The sequence below is a fragment of the Nocardia sp. NPDC060259 genome, from assembly GCF_042728775.1.
Taxonomy (GTDB): Bacteria; Actinomycetota; Actinomycetes; order Mycobacteriales; family Mycobacteriaceae; genus Nocardia.
The window spans coordinates 60,182-79,132 of record NZ_JBHXAY010000004.1 but is presented as its reverse complement, the minus strand read 5'-3'; the positions used below and the strand labels follow the sequence as shown (position 1 = coordinate 79,132).

Here is an 18,951-nt window from a genome sequence, read left to right as displayed (position 1 = left end):
ACGCCACTAATAGTTATTGCACTAACTATTAGTGGCATAATACTGTGTGGACGAAGGAAGGTGGAACCATGCAGGAGCTCGACGACCCGCTGCGGCTGGACCGGCAGGTGTGCTTCGCGCTGGCGGTGGCCAATCGCTCGGTGCTCGCGGTCTATCGGCCGCTGCTCGAGCCGATGGGGCTGACACACCCGCAGTACCTGGTGATGCTCGCGCTCTGGGGCGAGGCGCCGATGTCGGTGAAGTCCGTCGCGGAGGCGATTCAGCTCGACTCGGCGACGCTGTCGCCGCTGCTCAAGCGGCTCGAATCCGCCGGTCTCATCACCCGCCGCCGCGATCCGCACGATGAGCGCACGTTGCTCATCGACCTCACCGAGGCGGGACAGACGCTGCGCGGGCAGGCCGAGCAGATTCCGCCCGCCGTCGTCGCCCGGCTCGGCGTGAGCCTGGCCGATCTGGAAGAACTGCGTGATGTCCTCGGCCGTGTGAACGCGGCCGCGCTGCGCGCAGCCGAAGCGAGGGAGCAGTGATGACCGGCTCGACCCCGAACCTCTGGCAGCGACTGCGCTACGTCGGCGGTGCCACGCTGCCGCCGTCGATGGCGGACTGGGTGCTGAACGACCTGACCGGGCCCGGTGCGACCCGCCGCTACCTGATGCGGTTCCTGCTGCCCGTCCTGCCGGTGCTGTGCCTGTTCCTGCTGGTGCCGGGGCCGCTGTGGATCGGGCTGTCGATGATGGCACTGCTGTACCTGCCGCTGATCTACTTCACCGTCGCGCTGGTCTACGTGTACCGGCGGCACCGCCTGGTCAGCCACGGATTCGACCCCGAGCTCGCCGATGCCGCCGAGGTTCACCGTGCCGAAGCCGAGCGCATCGCCTACGAGACACGCCACAACCGCGCCTGACCTGGGGATCCGATGCCGGGACTGTCGGCTCGCCGCGATCGCGGGTAGCGTCCGAGCAGACTCGTTCACGCACCTCCACACCCTGGCTCGGGCAGTGTGCAACCGCCGCGAGCTCGTGCTGGTTGTGTGACCGGGTTCGTCCGGTGACACCAGGCGAGCTCAGTGAGTGGAGGAGGGTGGCTGTGGGTGACTTCGCGGATGTGCCGACTGTGGGGGTCGAAGAGGAATTCCTGCTGACCGACCCGGGGACCGGCGCGCCGGCACCGAAGAACGCCCAGGTCGCCGAGACGGCGCGGCGGGCGGGGATCGATCTGCAACTGGAACTGACCCGCTGTCAGGTGGAGACGAGCACCGGGGTGCATTCCGACATCGGCGAGCTGCTTGCCGAGCTGCGCACCTCGCGGCGCGGGGTCGCCGACTGCGCGGCCGAGCACGATGCCCGGCTGCTGGCCGTGGCGGTTCCGCCGACCGTGCCCGAGGGGTACCCGGTGACCGACACGCCGCGCTACCAGCGGATCGCGCACACCTACGGCATGCTCGCCCACGAGCAGGGCCTGTGCGGCTGTCACGTCCACGTCGCGGTGCCCGACCGTGACATTGCGGTACAGGTCAGCAATCATGTGCGTCCCTGGCTGCCGCTGCTGCTCGCCCTGACCGCGAATTCGGCGATCTACCGCGGCACCGAGACGGGGTACGCGAGTTGGCGCAACATCCTGTGGCGGCGCTGGCCCAGCGCAGGCCCGCCGCCGTATTTCGACTCGCTGGCCCAGTACGAGTCGCTCGTGGCCATGATGCACGCCAGCGGCAGCATTCTGGACAAGAAGATGGTCTATTGGGACGTCCGCCTGTCGGAGTCGTTCCCGACCGTCGAGATACGGGTGAGCGACATTCCGGCCACGGCGGAGGAATCCGCCCTGCTGGCCGCGCTGATCAGGAGCATGGTCACCACGGCGCTCCGGTCGATCGCCCAGGACGAGCCCGCGCCGCCCGTGCCGGGTGAGATGCTGCTCGCCTCCTACTGGAACGCCGCGCACTCGGGATTGGACGGAAACGGCCTGCACCCGGTCCGGGGCAGCGTCGTCCCGTACCGTGACCTGCTCGCCGAACTCGTCGACCGCATCGAACCCGCGCTGCGCGACTGCGGCGATCACGCCTTCGTCACCGACGCGATCGCCGCCCTGAGCAAGCGCGGCAACGGGGCACAACGGCAGCTGGTAGCGATGCGGGCACGGCGCGATGTCACCGACGTGGTGGCGGAACTGGCGCAGGCGACTCTCGAAGGCTGCCCATAGTCACTTGTTCGGGCGCAGGATCTCGCCGAGTTGCTGTTCGAGCCGTTCCAGGGCGGCACGGGCCGCTTCGAGCTCGGCCTCCAGCCGGGCGATCGCCGCCTCGTCCACCTGCGGTCCGACGGGCGAGGTCTGCGGCTGACCGGGTGGTGGCGCCACCGGTCGGCCAGGTGGTGGTGGCGCACCGGGACCGCCGCCGGGCGCGGTCGCCATATTGCCGGTCTCCGGGCCGAAGACCTGGTCGAGTGCCTCCCCGAGGGTCGGGGCGTAGCCGACCCTGACCCCGCCGGTACCTGGCTCCCGGTAACTGACCAACACCCGTGCCAGCTGTGGGAACGTGGAACCGTTCTGCGCTGTCGAAATCCGTTCGGTGAACAGCGGTTCGACATAGAGCACCCCGCCGTCGGCGATCGGCAGCGTGATCAGGTTGCCGTACTGGATCTGGTTCGAGCGCTCGAGCAGCGTGCGCTCGGAGGCCACCCTGGTATCGGAGATCATCGAGTTCTGAATCTGTTGCGGCCCCTGGGTGAGCGTGTCGGTGGGCAGTTGCAGAATGTGGAACCTGCCGTAGTTCTCCGGGTCGGAGCGCACGGAGATATAGGCCGACAGGAACTCCCGCCGGAATCCGACCATCGCACTGGCCAGCCGGAACGACGGCTCGGCGGTCACGGGGTCACCGAGCAGGACGTAGAACGGTGGCTGTTGCGGATTGGCCTCCACCGTCGGATCGCTGGGCACCGACCAGAAAGCGTTGTTGGTGAAGAACTCTCGCGGTTCGTCCACGTGGTAGCGGGCGAGCATGTCGCGCTGGATGACGAACAGGTCCTCGGGGTACCGGAAATGCGCGCGCAGATCGGGGCTGATCGCGGACTCGGGTTCGACCGTGCCGGGGAAGACCCGCATCCAGGTCGCCAGCACCGGGTCCTGCGCGTCGACCTGGTAGAGGGTCACGGTGCCGTCGTAGGCGTCGACGGTGGCCTTCACCGAGTTCCGCACGTAGGAGATCTCCTCGGGATTGCGTGGCGGTCCGGCGTCGTCGTGGTGCAGGGCCTCCAGGGAACTCCGTGCGGCGTAGGGATAGCCGTCGATCGTGGTGTACGCGTCGACGATCCAGACGATGCGGCCGTCGACGACCGCCGGGTACGGATTGTTGTCGACGGTGAGCCACGGTGCCACCAGCTCGACGCGTTCCCTCGGGGCGCGATGGTAGATGATCTTCGACCCGGGTCCGATCGCCTTGGCGAAGAGGATGTTTCGCTCGGTGTAGTTGGTGGCGAAGGCGAGCCGGTTGAGCCAGTTGCCGATCGGCACGCCACCCGCGCCGGCGTAGGTGTATTTCGTGGCGTCGGTGTCGTATTCGCGCGGCTCGCTGCCGCCGCCGACGATGGCGTAGTCCGGATCCGTCCTGGCGATCACCTCACCGAAGTAGATCCGCGGCTGTTCGACCGGGATGATCTGCTGCCCGGCATGCTGGGAGGCGATGTCGCTGACCGCGTAGATCGGATAGCCGCTGTTGCTCGCCGAACTGTCGGCGGCGGCATCCCGGACCGCCGCGTTGACCCGGTTCGCCGGCGCGGCGACGAACCCGTCGCCGTGGGTGTAGACCGTGTGCCGGTTGACCCAGTGCGACTGGTTGCCGCTGAGCGCCCCCGGCGTCAGTTCCCTGGCCGCGACCACGTAGTCGCGCAGGCGGCCGTCGATGCGGTACCGGTCCAGATCCAGGTGATCGGGGAAGCTGTAGAAGTTCTTCAGCTGCTGCTGCTGGGTGAAGGTCCGCGAGAGCACGCGCGGATCGAGCAGCCGGATATCGGCGATGGTGGTCGCGTCGGCGGCCACGCGCGGTGGCTGCGTGGAGCCGACGCCCGGATACGGCTGATAGTCGACCCGGTCGCCGCCGATCCCGTACGCCTGGCGGGTCGCCGCGATATTGCGTTCGATGTACGGGCTCTCCATGTCGGCGGCATTGGGGCGCACCGAGAACTGTTCGACCACCAGCGGCCAGACACCACCGGCCACGATCGAGGACAGCAGCAGCAGGGCGGCAGCCATCGCCGGGATCCGCAGGTCGCGCAGCACGACCGCGGAGAACACCGCGACGGCGCAGACCAGCGCGATCGCGAACAGGACGAGGCGGGCGGGGAGCACGGCATTGATATCGGTGTATCCGGCGCCGGCGAAGGTCGGTTCCCTGCGCTCGCTCGACAGCAGGATGTACCGGTCGAGCCAATACGCGGCCACCTTCATGAGCAGGAACAGCCCGAGGATCACCGCGAGCTGGACGCGGGCCGCCACGGTGATACCCAGCGATTTGCCGCTGACCCGCAGCCCGCCGAACAGATAATGGGTAGCCAGATTGACCAGGAACGCGAAGATCACCAGGGCGAAGAACCAGCTCAGGACGAGCCGGTAGAACGGCAGATCGAAGACATAGAACCCGATGTCGTGGCCGAACTGGGGATCGTGCACGCCGAATGCCCCACCGCGCAGGAACAGTTGCACCGTCTCCCAGCGCGACTTGCCGATGAGACCGCAGATCAGACCTAGGCCGACGGCGATCCCCAGGCCGAATCGCAGCGGCCACCGCGCCACCACGCGCCGGATTTCGCCCAGCGGATCATCCTCCCGTGCGGGCAGGAACGCCGGACGCGACCGGTACGCCAGCCACATCGCGGTGAAGACGACGACGCTGACGAGCGCGGTGATCACGGCGAACAGCGTGAGCTTGGTGAGCAGCACGGTCGACCAGACAGTGCGGTAGTCGACCTCGCCGAACCACAGCCAATCGATGTAGGTGTGGACGAGGCGCGGCACCACCAGGATGACCACGAAGAACACCGTGACCGACGTCAGCAGCAGGCGAAGACCTCGGGGCAGCTGTCCCGATTCAGTGTCGTCGCGAGCGCTCATCTGCCACTCCCGTGACCACGTCGGGCCGCACGACCGACACTGGCCACCGCCACCGATTCTACCTAGGGAATACGGGCCATCCCGCAGAGCATCGACACCGCCTCCTTGCGCGGATGCGGGCGCCACTCGGTGGGACGCCAGTCGATCACCGAGGTGATGCCGGGGGAGACCAGGTCGAGGCCGTCGAAGAACCGGGCGAACTCCGCGGTCGAGCGGAGCCGGAACGGGACGCCGCTGCGCTCGTTGGCCTCGATGGTCGCTTGCAGGTCCTCGGCGGACAGATGGTCGTCGGTGGCATGGGTCATGGTCAGGTAGCTGCCCGAAGGCAGTGCCGCACAGAGTTGTCCGACCACGTCGTAGGGCTGCATCTCGTCGGTCAGGAAGTGCAGCACCGCGCAGAGCATGAGGGCAACCGGCCGGTCCAGGTCGAGGGTGCCACTCAGCGCCGGGTGCTCGAGGATCGAGGCTGGGTCGCGCAGGTCGGCGTCGATGTAGGCGGTCGCGCCGCTCGGGGAGCTGTCGAGCAGGTCGCGGGCGTGATAGAGGACGATCGGGTCGTTGTCGACGTAGACGACCCGCGATTCCGGGGCGATCGCCTGGGCCAGCTCGTGGACGTTGCCCGCGGTCGGCAGCCCGGTACCGATGTCGAGGAATTGCCGGATGCCTGCCGTGTCGACGAGATACGGGATCGCGCGACGGAGGAATTTGCGGTTCTCCAGGACGGCGAAATGGATCGACGGAAACGCCTCGGCCACCGCGTCGGCCGACTTGCGATCGGCTTCGAAATTGGCACTGCCGCCCAGCCAGTAGTCGTACCGGCGGGCCGGGTGTGGTTTGGTGACATCCACCCGATCAGCGGCGGCTTCGAAGTCCACGGCGCGCGTCCTCTCTCTCGACTACGGTCGTCCCTGTTCAGCCCGACACGAGACCGGTGGTGGCGTTGTCACGTCGCCGCGAAAGGCACGGCCATGCCCCTGCAGTTCAGCCCCTACGACTTCGCTGTCCATGCCGATCCGTATCCGTACTATGCCAGGTTGCGTACCGAGGCCCCCGTCTACCGCAACACGACCGACGACTTCTGGGCGTTGTCGCGACACGCGGACGTCAAGGCGGCGTTGCGCGACTCCGACCGATTCTCGAGCGCCAACGGCCTGCGCATGGAGCCCGCGTTCTGGGGACCGCAGGCGGAGAAGTTCTTCTCCTTCGTGGCGATGGACCCGCCCAAGCACACCAGGATGCGCGAGCTCGTCGTCCGCGCGTTCACCCAGCGCCGGGTGCAGAGCCTCGAACCGCGCCTGCGTGAAATCGCCCGCCGCACACTGGAACCACTGCTCGCGCGCGGCAGCTTCGACCTGATCGCCGACTTCGCTGGCCCGTTCCCGACCGATGTGATCTCCGAACTGGTCGGCGTGCCGGAAGACGATCGTGAGCTGCTGCGCAAGCTCGGCATGGAGATCATGTACACCGACGCGGAGTCGACCGATCTGCGGCCCGAGGCGATGCAGGCGATCGGCGCGCTCGTCGGCTACTACACGGAGCTGACCATCGCCCGTAGCCAGAATCGGACCGATGATCTGCTGTCGGGTCTGCTCGACGCGGCCGACGGCGACGACCGGCTCACCCCCGAGGAGATCGTCGGGGTGCTGATCCTGCTCGTCGGCGCAGGCATCGAGACGGTCATGCTGACCCTGGGCAACGCGTGGCACACCGCCGCGCTGCACCCCGATCAGCGCCGCGCCGCCTTCGACGGCCGGATCGACGACTGGATCGCCGAGTCGATGCGCTACGACCCGGCGACCCAGGGGCAGCTGCGCACCACGACGGTGCCGGTCGAGCTGCACGGGGTGCAGATCCCGGCCGATGCCCGCGTACTGCTGCTCACGGGATCGGCCCACCGCGACGAGTCCGTCTTCGAGAACCCCGACGTCTTCGACCTGGACCGCGACACCAGCGCCTCGCTGGCCTTCGGCGCAGGCCGTCATCACTGCCTCGGGATGAACCTGGCCCAGCTGGAGCTGCGGGTGGCGTTGCAGGAGATCGTCGCCGCGGTGGCCGACTACGAGATCGATACCGGCAATCTGGTGCGCATCCACTCGTCCAACAACCGGGGCTTCGCCTCGCTGCCGACGACGGTGACGCTGCGCTGAGAGCGCACTGGGAACGGCCCGTCCACCATGGTGGACGGGCCGTTCGGTGTTCCCGCCAGGGGCGGGCCCGCGGTTGTGTGACTGCTCCCAAAAACGCGGGGACGCGGTTGCACTGACCCCCGGCGGGCGCCTCGACCCGGCTCTCGACGTGCTGGTGCTCGAGGAGTGGGAGTGCCACCACGTCGAGATGCAGGCGCTGATGACTATCCGCCTACGCTCGAAGTATGGCCGCCGATGTTCGCCGGATCCGGGGTTTCGTCGTCCTGCCGCCGGACGCCCCGGTGACGACGGCGCGCATCGCCGTCGAACTGCGTGACGTGACCTATGCCGACGGCGCGGCACCGCTGATCGCCGAGACCGTGACCGTCGGTGTCGCGATCGAACCCGGCGCGCGGATTCCGTTCGACCTCACGGCACCGGCGAGTCCGGCGGGTACCGCCTTGGGGCTCGCCTGCCAGATAGACCGAGCGGGCGACGGCGTGCTGACCGCCGGGGACCTGGTGTCCACGCAGGCGATTCCGGTGCCGTCGCACGGGTCGGTGTCGGCGGTGATCATCCCGGTGCGCCTGGTCTGAGCCGGCGTGATCGGGTAGCGCGCTACGCGTGAGTCCGGGATGCCATCGGCCCGACACTTCCCTGACAGGCGACGATCCAGAGGAAGTGCGGCCCATGATCATCGAAGACACCGTCCCGGCGAGCGCCGACATGGACGACACCGGCGAATTCCATTCCGGTCCCGAAGCGGGGACGACGCTGATTCCCAGCGCCAACCACGGATTCCGCGAAGTGCCCTACGCGGCCGTCGACGACCTCGCGATCTTCGAAGGCGACATCGTTCTCGGCACGCTCGCCGAGATCGCCGCCCGCCAAGGGCAGGAGGGCATCGCGATCTCGGGTGCGAATTTCCGGTGGCCCAATGCCGTGGTCCCCTACGAGGTCGATCCGGCCCTGCCGGGCCTGCAGCGGATCACCGACGCGGTCGCGCACTGGAATGCCCGCACCAGACTGCGGTTCGTCCCGCGCACCGGCGTCCACGCCGACTATGTGCGGTTCGTGCCGAGCACGGCGAGCCGCTCGCCGGTCGGCAGGCAGGGCGGCATGCAGACCATCGAATTGACCGCGGGCGCGCCGACCGGGACCGTCATCCACGAGATGGGGCACGCGATCGGGCTGTGGCACGAACAGAGCAGGGAGGACAGGGAACGGTTCGTCGAGGTGCGGCTGGCCAATGTGACCGCGGCGAATCGGCACAATTTCGCCCAGCACATCACCGACGGCGACGATATCGGCGGCTACGACTTCGGCTCGATCATGCATTACCCGGCAACAGCTTTCAGCTCCGACGGGCAGGCCACGATCGTGCCGCGGGTGACCCTGCCGCCCGGGGTGACGATGGGGCAGCGCACGGCGCTGTCGGCAGGCGATGTCCAGGCCGCGCACACGATCTACCCGAACTGGTCGGGTGTCGGCGATCGGTGGCGCAGTATCGGCGGCGTATTCCCGCGCACCGCACGGGTTTCCGCGACCGCCCGGCGCGCCGACCATCTCGACCTGTTCATCACCGGCAACGACGGCCGCGTGTACACCTCCTGGTGGCATGCGGGTTCGGAGTGGTCGGGAGCGGGGGACCGCTGGCGCACTATCGGCGGGATCTTCCCGGCGGGCGCCGTGGTGGCCTCGGTGGCGCGGACGTCGAACAACCTCGATGTGTTCACCGTCGGCAACGACGGCCGCGTCTACACCTCGTGGTGGCAGGCGGGTTCGGACTGGTCGGGCATCGGTGATCGCTGGCGCAATATCGGTGGCGTTTTCCCCCGCACGGCAAAGGTTTCCGCGGTCGCGCGTACCGCGAACAATCTCGATCTGTTCATTACCGGCAACGACGGGCGGGTCTACACGTCGTGGTGGCAGCAGGGCAGCGACTGGTCGGGCATCGGGGACCGGTGGCGCAATATAGGCGGCGTGTTCCCGCCGAACGCGCCGGTGGCCTCGGTGGCGCGCACATCGAACATTCTCGATCTGTTCATCACGGGCAACGACGGGCGGGTCTACACGTCGTGGTGGCAGGCGGGTTCGGACTGGTCGGGTATCGGGGATCGCTGGCGCAATATCGGCGGTGTCTTCCCGGCCGGAGCGCCGGTGACGGTGGTGGCGCGGACATCGAGCATTCTCGATCTGTTCATCACCGGCAACGACGGCTGTGTCTACACCTCGTGGTGGCAGGCAGGTTCGGACTGGTCGGGTATCGGGGATCGCTGGCGCAATATCGGCGGTGTCTTCCCGCCCGGAGCGCCGGTCGCCGCGGTGGCTCGCACCTCGACCAATCTCGATCTGTTCATCACGGGCAACGACGGCCGCGTCTACACCTCCTGGTGGCAGGCGGGTTCGGACTGGTCGGGCATCGGCAACCGCTGGCGCAATATCGGCGGGGTCTTCCCCGTCGGCGGGCCGGTGGCGGCCGTGGCCCGCAGCGCGGGCGAACTGGACGCGTTCACCACCGGCAACGACGGCCGGGTCTACACCTCCTGGTGGGAGCAGTAGCCACCGCCACCGATGCCGGTCACGGGAATTCGAGTGGTCGACTACTCGTGATCGGCACCGGGCACCACGCTCACCCTGAGAACGCCAGCTGCATACTTCTCCGGGCGAGGTGACCCATGGATACCGACAGCGCAACACGCACCGCCGCATGGCGCGAACAGATGGACGCCGCGGCACGGCGCTTCGCCAGGAGCGCCGAGGAACGCGACGAGGTGACCCGCAAACGCAAGGCGACCGAATCCGATGTCGTCGACACCGACGAACAGATCATCGCCCGCGCCGACCGGCTGTTCACCAGCGGCGAAGTGCCCGTGCAGGCGGCGGTCGACCTGGGCAGACAGGAACCGCTCGACACCATCGGGTCGCTGGAACGCATCATCGGCTTCGCCAACGACCTCCAGGCCGTCAACTTCCTGACCCGCGGCGCCCGCGCGGCGGCCGCCGTCGCCCGGATCACCCTGACCCACAACAGCCGTGAGGTGCCGATGGGCACCGGTTCGCTGGTGTCACCGCAACTGTTGCTCACCAACAACCATGTGCTGCCGACGGCGGACAAGGCCGAGTCGGTCGTGATCGAGTTCGGCGCCGAGGCCGGTATCGACAATCAGCACACCCCGGTGACGAAGTATCGGCTCGCGCCGAACGACTTGTTCGTCACGAACAAGCATCTCGACTACACGCTGGTGCGGGTGGCGCCGGGACCCGACGGGGTCGCCCCCGGCGCGACATTCGGCTGGAACCGGTTGATCGCCGACACCGGCAAGATCGTGGTCGGCGAGGCGATGAACGTCATCGGTCACCCGCAGGGCAGGCTCAAGGAGATCTCGATCCGCGACAACCGGCTCGACCTGCAACTGGACGACTTCCTGCACTACACCTCCGACACCGAACCGGGCAATTCCGGCTCGCCCGTCTTCAACGATCAGTGGGAGATGGTCGCGCTGCACCACGCGGGCGTCCCGAAGAAGGACGACACAGGCCGGATGCTGCGCAAGGACGGCAAGGTCTGGCAGAGCGGCGACGGCGACGACGCGATCCACTGGGTAGCCAACGAGGGCGTCCGGGTGAGCGTGCTGTTGCGGGATCTCGGCAAGCAATCGTTCGATCCGGCGCAGCGAAGGCTCCTCGACGAACTCGGGCCCGACGCGGGTTTGTCGGCCGAAACCGTGGTCGCCGACGTGACAGCGCCTGCGCCACAGCATATCTCGGCAGTCGAGGCGGCGGTGGTGCGCGGCGTGCAGGGCAGGCCGAGCGCGTTCGGCGGGCGGCGCAGTGTGGTGTTCCTGCACGGGCGCAGTCAGCAGGGCCGCGACCCGGCCGACCTGCGGCGCGCCTGGACCGCCGGACTGAACAAGGGCCTCACCCTCGCCGACCTGAGCCCGATCGACCCCGCCGACGTCCACTTCCCCTTCTACGGCGACCAGCTCGTCGCGAGCCTGGGCGCGCGGGAATCGGTCGTCGACACCGGCTCGGAGCTCTACGAGAGCCTGGTCGCCGAGGCGGCGCGGCGCGCGGGCATGCCCAGCGCCGGTGACGTCGCCACCGATCCGATCGCGGAGGAACGGTTCGGCGGGTTCGGCTCGGTCGTCCTCGGCCGGGTGCGCGACCAGCTCGGGTGGATCGCCGCGCGCAGTGGCCTCGATTCGCTGCTCATCGGGGCAATTTTCAAGGATGTCGCCGCCTATCTGGACGACGAGCGGGTGCGTAAGGGCGTGCTCGACACCGTGCTCGCCGACATGCCTGTCGGCGGCGAGGTGATCCTGGTCAGCCACAGTCTGGGCACCGTCGTCGCGATGGACCTGCTCACCCAGCTGCCACGGGAACTGGACGTGCGCCTGCTGGTGACGGCGGGCAGCCCACTGGGCCTGGACGGGGTCTACGGCAAGCTGCTCAGCGGCGGCGCGAGCAGGCCAGAACGGGTCGGTGAGTGGCTCAACACCTGGTATGCCGGTGATCCGATCGCCATCGGCTGCCCGCTGCGCCCGGCGTGGGGCAACGACCTGCGGGATCTCCCCGTCGACAACCCCAAGGAACGGGCGCACGACATCGCCGAATACCTCGCGCACGCGGCGGTGGCGGCGACGATCGGACGGACACTGTCCGCCTGAGGCGAGCCGGTGCGGTGTTGCGGATGTGGGGTAGTGCGTTACGCGTTCGGACGGGCCGGTCTGCGCGAGATGATCGTTGCGCAGGGTTTCTCCACATGGTTCGAAAGGACAGGGAGATGGTGGTTTCGGAGATGGAAGACGCGGTCCTGGCAGCCAGCCCGGATACCGCAGAGGAACTGTTCGAGGAGACGAAATCGCAGGCCGGTTATCGCGACAACGGCGTCGGGATCAGGGGAGTCGGCCACCGGAATGTCTCGTCCATCTTCTGGGCGCAGCGCGTGCTGCACACCCATGGCACCGGCGCCTGGGTGTTCGGATTCCCGAACACCCAGGTCGGGGCCGACAGCCAGGTATCGGTCACCATGACCGAGCTGGATGTCAACGGCATCCCGTTTCTCGGACACGCGACGATGCAGGTCCGCAATGTCGTCCCGCATGCCGACGGCACCATGACGGTGCGGTACCACGTCGGCTGGGACGCCAACCTCAGGGTGCTGTTCAACTTCATCATCGTGAACTGACGACACCGCACTACTCGGCGCGCACCGACCCAGCCGCTGTCAGCGCGCCGAGTACCTGTTCGGTCTTGGCGGGCCCGGTCGCGATGGACAGGCCGTGCCCGCGCACGGCGGCGTGGAGCCGGCGCTGTACCTCGAGGGCGCGCGCATGCAGTTCCGCCGGTGATTCACCGGGCACGGGCGTCACCGTGAGCGCCAGCTCGAACAGGTCGAGGCCGCCGACGGTCCAGCGTTCGGCGTCGACCTCGAGGCCGCCGAGGTGCACCTTCGTCCACCTAGTCGACGCGACCGGACCCATCGCCCGCAGGTGCTCGACCGCGACCCCGGGGGGCGTGCAGCTCACCACGAACTGGCGCTGAGCGGAGTCGAGGGCCTCGGTGACGTCCTCACCGCGCAGCGCGCCCACCCGCAGCGAGCCGGGTGGGCGTTTGCTCACCACCGAGGCCGACAGCACCCGCTCCTCGCCGCACCAGTCGCCCTTGATGCGGTACCGCACCGCCTCGTCGGTGAACGCCGACGCCCAGCGGCCCATCAGCTGCGATTGCTCGCACGGCCGCAGCGTCACGGTCAGGTCGTCGCGCTCGCCGCTACGCAGCCGGATGGCGATCCGTCCGGTCAGGGCAGGCGCATCGCAGGCATCAGGGCGAGGAGGTTCGGCGAACCACACGTCGCGGCTGATCGCGGCGGCGTTCGTACACCCCAGCCGGGTTTGTGCGTCGACGAGATCACCGTCGAGATTGACCTTGATTTCGATCGGAGTAGTCACCTGAGCAGCGTGACCCATCGACCCGCTGCCTGGCGCGCGTAATTCGCTACTCGATTGCCGGGAGTCGCCGCGGCGGCCCCGCGTGTGACCGCACCCGATGGGCGAGTAGTCCACTACCCGTGACAGGGGCCTGCCCGTGCCGGACACTGATTTCCGACCAGTTCTCGTACGCCGCGGTTCGAGCCAGCCACGTGGAGGTTCTCGATGGTCAAGACGACTCCGTTTGTCACCCGTTTGGCGGTCGGGGCCGCCGAAGCACTGGATCGGCGCATCGGCTGGTTCCGCTTGCCGCCGCCGCTGGGGCTGGCCGTCCTGGTCGGGCTGCGCAGCCGGCTTCGCGCGCAGAATCTCTTCGACACCGGCGGGCATCCGGGCGGACCGCTGCCACCGGACGAGGCAGGCGAGCACCACGGCGCGCGCACCGTCGACGGCGCCTACAACAACCCCGCCGACCCGAGGACAGGATCGGTCGGCTGCCGGTTCGGGCGCAACTTCCCGCTCGAGCACACCCACCCGGAGGACTCCGCGCGGATTCTGGAACCCAACCCGCGCCTGATCAGCACCCAACTGCTGACCCGCGACCGGTTCCAGCCCGCCACGACCCTGAATCTGCTGGCGGCGGCCTGGATCCAGTTCGAGGTGCACGACTGGTTCGACCACGACGACGCCGACACCGAGCCGTTCACGGTGACACTGGACGCGCGGGATCCGTGGCCGGACCCGCCGATGACGATCCCGCGCACCGCCTCGGTGCCCAGCCCCGAACCGGGCGGTCCGCCGACCTACGTCACGGTGGAGAGCCACTGGTGGGACGCCTCCCAGATCTATGGCAGCACAGCCGAATTCGCGGCCGCCATGCGATCGGGCAAGGGCGGCGAACTCGTCATCGACGAACTGGGCCTGCCACCATTGGACGCGGAAAGCCTGATCGCCTTGTCGGACGCGGCGGCCAACGCCTGGGTCGGACTGGCCCTGCTGCATTCGCTGTTCCTGCGCGAACACAATGCCATCTGCCGTCGCCTGAGCCGTCGCTATCCCGACCTGGACGACCAACAGCTCTACGACACCGCACGTCTGGTCAACTCGGCCCTCATGGCGAAGATCCACACCGTCGACTGGACACCGGCCGTCATCGCGCATCCCACCACCGTCGCGGCCATGCGCGCCAACTGGTTCGGCGTGCTCGGCGAGCGGGTGGCCCGCCGGTTCGGCAGGCTCGCCGGCAACGAAGTGCTGTGCGGCATACCGGGATCCGCGGTCGACGACCACGGCGTGCCGTTCTCGCTGACCGAGGAATTCGTCTCCGTATACCGGATGCATCCGCTCATCCCCGACGAACTCGTCGTCCGCAGCCTCGCCGACGACAGCGTCCTGGCCGAGTATCCGCTCCCGGAGCTGGGCGTCGCCCACATTCGCGAACGCCTCGCCGAGACGCCGATGGACACGCTGCTCTACTCGTTCGGCCGCGCCAACCCCGGCGCGCTGACCCTGCACAACTATCCACGGCACCTGCAGAACCTCACCCGCCCCGGGCATCCGCTGCTCGACCTGGCGACCGTCGACATCCTGCGGGTCCGCGAGCGGGGCGTGCCGCGCTACAACGAATTCCGCAAGCAGCTGCGACTGCCGCCTGCCGCCTCGTTCGACCAGCTGACCGACAACCCGCAGTGGGCCCGCGAACTCGAGCAGATCTACGGTGACGTGGACGACGTCGACCTCATGATCGGGCTCTACGCCGAGCCCAAGCCGCCCGGTTTCGGCTTCAGCGACACCGCGTTCCGGGTGTTCGTGCTGATGGCGTCGCGGCGGCTGTCCGCCGACCGGTTCTTCACCACCGACTTCCGGCCCGAGGTCTACACCGAGGCGGGCATGGCGTGGGTGCGCGACAACTCGATGCGCAGCGTCCTGCTGCGCCACTTTCCCACGCTGGCGCCCGCGCTCGACGGCGTCGCGAATCCGTTCGCGCCGTGGAGGAGCCGACGATGACCTACCTGCGCTACCGCGACGATATCGAACACCCGCGGCCCGACGAAGAGCAGGACATCGACAAGATCATCGCGGTCCTGCGCGACAACAACGAACGCGCCTACCGCAAGTACAAGCGCGGCTTGCGCGACGCGCACGCCAAGAGCCACGGCATCCTGCGCGGCGAGCTGACCGTGCCCGCCGGCCTGCCACCCGAACTGGCACAGGGCCTGTTCGCCACTCCGGCCAGGTTCCCGGTGATCGCCCGGCTGTCGAGTACCTCCGGCGTGATCCGCAGCGACCAGCTGCGCGGTGTCCGCGGGCTGGGGATCAAAGTGCTCGGCGTGCACGGGCCGCGGGCGTTGCCCGACGACGAGGCAACCACGCAGGACCTCATCATGGTCACCCACCGGGAATTCCTGTTCGCCGACGCGCACGCCTACCTGACGAAGGGCATGCCGACCGCCTGGATGCTCGCGCGGTTGCCCGACCCGGTATTGCAGACCGGCAGTAGCGTTCTCGCCGCCCTGGACCAGCACGTGCTGCGGCGGATCGGCCGGGGGGTGCCCCCGAACCTCGGCGTCTTCATCGCGCCCAACACCCACATCCTGGGCGAGACGTTCTACACCTCGGCGCCCGTGCGCTACGGCGACTACGTGGCCAAGCTGCTCTATGTTCCCGTGTCGCCGGAAGTCGTCGCGTTGCAAGGACAACCGGTGAGTGCAGAGTCGGGAGTGAACGTCCATCAAAACTCCGTCATCGACTTCTTCGCCTCGCACAGCGCCACGTACGAGCTGCGCGCGCAACTGTGCACCGACACCGCAACCATGCCGATCGAGGACGCCACCGTGCCGTGGCCGGAAGACGCATCGCCGCACCGCACCGTGGCGACCATCCGCTTCGACATCCAGGATCCCTATACGCCCGAACGGCGTGCCTACGGCGATGATGTGCTGTCGTTCAACTCCTGGCGCGGTCTCGACGCGCACCGTCCGCTCGGCTCGATCAACCGGCTCAAGCAGCGCGTCTACGAGGCGTCGAGCAACTTCCGCCACGACGTCAACAACGCGCCCCGGCTCGAGCCACGCGACGCCACCGAACTGCCGCGATGACCATCGCCGTCCCCGTCCGTCCAGCCCGGAAATTAGTTGCACCTGCACAGATTCGTTGTGACACGGCCGGGCGGGAACTAGAATTTTGCTGTATGGGCGAACTGTGGCAACTGCTTCATCGCCCCGCCGAATACGACGCCGTCCGTACAGCTTTGACCAACGGCAACACCGGTGGTGTCGTGCTCGTCGGCGCCGCCGGAATCGGCAAGACCACCCTGGCGCGGCTCGTCACCTCCGTGCTGCCGAATCCTGTGCGCTGGGCGGCATGTACCGCCTCGTCCCAGGCCATTCCGCTGGGCGCGTTCGCGCCCTGGATCGCCGCGTCGGCCTCACGCGACCCGCTCGCGCTGCTGCACTCGGCGCGGGAGAATCTGCTCGCCGACCCCGGCACCGTGATCGGCGTCGACGACGCCCACCTCCTCGACACACTGTCCGCGACGCTGGTGCACCAGATCGCCGTGGATCGCAGCGCCCGCATCGTCGCCACGGTCCGCACCGGGGAAACCGTGCCGGACGCGGTCACCTCACTGTGGAAGGACGGCTACCTCGAACGCATCGAGCTGACGCCACTGACCAAACAGCAGTGCGTCGCCCTGGTCGAGACCGTCCTCGGCGGCACCCTGGAAGGGCTCAGCGCCGACGTCATGTGGGAATCCTCCGGTGGTAACCCGCTGTTCCTGCGCAATATGGTCGAGGGCGCGGTCGAGGCGCGCACCCTGACCGACACCGATGGCGTCTGGCAGCTGCGCGGGCCGACCGCGGTGCCGTCGGGGCTGGTCGAGCTGCTCGAGGAGCGGCTGACCAGGGCAGGTGAGCCGGTGCTCGAGGCACTGCGGATGCTGGCCGTCTACGAACCGCTCGACATCGACATCCTGACCGAGCTGGTCGGGGTGGGGGCCGTCGACACGGCCGAGCTCACCGGCATGATCCGGGTCTGCCGACACGGCCCGACGGTCGACGTCCGGTTCAGCCATCCGCTGCTCGGCGAGGTGATCCGCCGCCGGGTCGGCACCGCCGCGGCCCGTAGGCAGCGCGGCCGCATCGTCGAGACACTGCGCGACCGCGATCTGAGCACGCCCGCGCATCGGATCCGGCTGGCGCAGCTGTGTATCGACAGCGATCAGCCGATCGACATCGTCGTGCTGATCAACGCGGCCAAGGACGCGGTGGCCATGTCCAACCTGCCGCTGGCCGAACGCCTCGCGCGCGCCGCGTGCGAGCGCTGCGGCGGGCTGCGCGCGGCCGAACTGCTGTCGCGGGCACTGCTGTGGCAGGGCAGGCCGCACGAAGCCGACGAGATCCTGGCCCGCTTCGACCCCGACCGCCTCGATCCGCTGCAACTCGTCCAGTGGGGCGTGCTCAGGGCGGGCCTGCAGTTCTGGTCGCTGGGCGATGTCACGCGTGCCCGTGACCTGCTCGACCTGCTCGCCGCCCGGGTGGAGTATCCCGCGCTGCGGCTGACGGTCGATGCCTTCGGCGCGGCGATGGCGGTGCACGAGAGCCGGATCGCCGTCGGTATCGAGACCGCCGAGCGCGTCATCGCCGACCCGGATTCACCGTGGCAGGCTGTCGATTTCGCCGCCTTCGCGCTCGGTCTGGCGATGCCGGTGGCCGGACGCGGCGCCGATTTCGCGCCGATCGCGGCCCGGATCACCGCCGAGCAGAAGTCCACCGACGGCATCGTCCGGGTCATGGTGAGGTACGGCGACGTGCTGGCACTGACGACCATCGGCGAGCTCGACCGCGCCGAGCAGCGGGCTTCCGAGTACCGGGAGTTCTCCTCGGCGGGCCAGTTCATCGGGTGGGCGATCGCCAGGATCGCGGTCGCCGTCGTCGCCACCTATCGCGGCCGGTTCCGGGAAGCGATCACCGCCTTCGAACAGGCGCTGGCGGCGCTCAACGCCGAAAGCTCCCTGGCGTGGAAGCTGCCTGCCCGGCTGCTGCTGGCGCGGGCCTATGCGGCGCTGGGCGAGGTCGAGCAGGCCGAACGAGTTCTCGCCGATGCCGAGGAACACCGCGGCGCCCACATGGCTCTGCACGAGCCACAGCGGTTGATCGCGCGCGCCTGGGTGGCCGCCGCCGAGCACAGCCAGCACGCGGCGATCGAGCTGGCCCGCAAGGCGGCCGACCTCGCGCACCGCACCGGCCAGTACGCCCTGGAGGCCGAGGCGCTGCATCATGCCGCCCGCTTCGGTGACCGCACCGTCGCCACCCGGCTGGCGACGGTCGCCGCCCGCATCCAGGGGCCGGCCGCGGGCATCTACGCTCGCCATGCCGCCGCCTTCGCCCATGCCGATACGCGCGAGCTGGCCGCCGTCAGCCTCGAATTCGAGACCACCGGCCTGCTGCTGGCCGCCGCCGACGCGGCAGCGCAGGCCGTCCCGATCCACGACCACGCGGGCCAGCGCCGCCCCAGCGCCCAAGCCGCCGCCCGCGCCCAGGCCTTGGCCGCCCGCTGCGACGGCGCCTGCACCCCGGCCATCACCGCCGCCGCGCGCCCGCTCCCGATCACCGAACGGGAACGCGAGATCGCCGCGCTCATCGGTCGTGGACTGTCCAACCGTGCCATCGCCGAACGGCTCTGCGTCTCCGTGCGCACCGTCGAAGGTCATATCTACCGGGCCTGCATCAAGCTCGACGCCTCCGATCGCGAACAACTCGCGAAGCTGATCTGAAGCGCCGTGGCTGTCGCGA

14 protein-coding genes are annotated in these 18,951 nt (G+C 68.7%); 11 read left to right on the top strand and 3 right to left on the bottom strand.

Annotated elements, in window-relative coordinates; all coding sequences use genetic code 11:
- The first annotated feature begins 68 nt into the window (after window positions 1–68).
- The 3 genes from ACFWF2_RS03230 (at window position 69) to ACFWF2_RS03220 (ending at window position 2,196) form a co-directional block, all read left to right on the top strand.
- The gene (locus tag ACFWF2_RS03230) at window positions 69–527 is read left to right on the top strand and encodes a MarR family winged helix-turn-helix transcriptional regulator (protein WP_379304094.1); all 459 of its coding nucleotides are present in this window, start codon (window positions 69–71) and stop codon (window positions 525–527) included.
- On the top strand, window positions 527–904 hold the full coding sequence (locus tag ACFWF2_RS03225) for a DUF5313 family protein (RefSeq protein WP_379304092.1): 378 nt from the start codon (window positions 527–529) through the stop codon (window positions 902–904). Before ACFWF2_RS03230 ends, ACFWF2_RS03225 begins: the two co-directional genes overlap by 1 nt.
- A gap of 182 nt (window positions 905–1,086) precedes the next feature.
- On the top strand, window positions 1,087–2,196 hold the full coding sequence (locus ACFWF2_RS03220; RefSeq protein ID WP_379304090.1) for a glutamate--cysteine ligase: 1,110 nt from the start codon (window positions 1,087–1,089) through the stop codon (window positions 2,194–2,196).
- On the opposite strand, the gene ACFWF2_RS03215 is transcribed toward ACFWF2_RS03220, so the two are convergent.
- Entirely contained in the window at window positions 2,197–5,100 is a 2,904-nt protein-coding gene (locus tag ACFWF2_RS03215; RefSeq protein ID WP_379304088.1) for a UPF0182 family protein, read from the bottom strand.
- A 62-nt stretch (window positions 5,101–5,162) separates the two neighbouring features.
- Window positions 5,163–5,975, bottom strand: a complete 813-nt coding sequence (locus ACFWF2_RS03210; protein WP_379304086.1) for an SAM-dependent methyltransferase — start codon at window positions 5,973–5,975, stop codon at window positions 5,163–5,165.
- A 93-nt stretch (window positions 5,976–6,068) separates the two neighbouring features.
- Between ACFWF2_RS03210 and ACFWF2_RS03205 the strand changes: the two genes are divergently transcribed.
- From ACFWF2_RS03205 to ACFWF2_RS03185, 5 genes are all read left to right on the top strand, one after another.
- The gene (locus tag ACFWF2_RS03205; protein WP_379304084.1) at window positions 6,069–7,247 is read left to right on the top strand and encodes a cytochrome P450; all 1,179 of its coding nucleotides are present in this window, start codon (window positions 6,069–6,071) and stop codon (window positions 7,245–7,247) included.
- A 224-nt stretch (window positions 7,248–7,471) separates the two neighbouring features.
- Entirely contained in the window at window positions 7,472–7,822 is a 351-nt protein-coding gene (locus tag ACFWF2_RS03200; RefSeq protein WP_379304082.1) for a hypothetical protein, read from the top strand.
- A 94-nt stretch (window positions 7,823–7,916) separates the two neighbouring features.
- Complete coding sequence (locus ACFWF2_RS03195; protein WP_379304080.1) at window positions 7,917–9,788, top strand: M12 family metallopeptidase; 1,872 nt, start codon at window positions 7,917–7,919, stop codon at window positions 9,786–9,788.
- A gap of 116 nt (window positions 9,789–9,904) precedes the next feature.
- Window positions 9,905–11,896 (top strand): trypsin-like serine peptidase, encoded by a 1,992-nt coding sequence (locus tag ACFWF2_RS03190; protein ID WP_379304078.1) that lies wholly within the window; start codon window positions 9,905–9,907, stop codon window positions 11,894–11,896.
- Between the two features lie 116 nt (window positions 11,897–12,012).
- The gene (locus ACFWF2_RS03185; RefSeq protein WP_379304076.1) at window positions 12,013–12,417 is read left to right on the top strand and encodes a hypothetical protein; all 405 of its coding nucleotides are present in this window, start codon (window positions 12,013–12,015) and stop codon (window positions 12,415–12,417) included.
- 10 nt (window positions 12,418–12,427) lie between these two features.
- Here the strand turns inward: ACFWF2_RS03185 and ACFWF2_RS03180 are convergent, their stop codons facing one another.
- Window positions 12,428–13,180 (bottom strand): hypothetical protein, encoded by a 753-nt coding sequence (locus ACFWF2_RS03180; protein ID WP_379304074.1) that lies wholly within the window; start codon window positions 13,178–13,180, stop codon window positions 12,428–12,430.
- Window positions 13,181–13,384: 204 nt separating this feature from the next.
- On the opposite strand from ACFWF2_RS03180, the gene ACFWF2_RS03175 reads away from it, so the two are divergent.
- The 3 genes from ACFWF2_RS03175 (at window position 13,385) to ACFWF2_RS03165 (ending at window position 18,932) form a co-directional block, all read left to right on the top strand.
- A complete protein-coding gene (locus ACFWF2_RS03175) occupies window positions 13,385–15,166 on the top strand; it encodes a peroxidase family protein (protein WP_379304072.1) in 1,782 nt (593 codons plus the stop codon).
- Window positions 15,163–16,257 carry a catalase family protein gene (locus tag ACFWF2_RS03170; RefSeq protein WP_379304070.1) on the top strand — a complete coding sequence of 365 codons (1,095 nt, stop codon included), beginning with the start codon at window positions 15,163–15,165 and terminating at the stop codon, window positions 16,255–16,257. The genes ACFWF2_RS03175 and ACFWF2_RS03170 overlap by 4 nt, the downstream gene beginning before the upstream one ends.
- Before the next feature lie 92 nt (window positions 16,258–16,349).
- A complete protein-coding gene (locus ACFWF2_RS03165) occupies window positions 16,350–18,932 on the top strand; it encodes a LuxR C-terminal-related transcriptional regulator (RefSeq protein ID WP_379304068.1) in 2,583 nt (860 codons plus the stop codon).
- Window positions 18,933–18,951 lie beyond the last annotated feature (19 nt).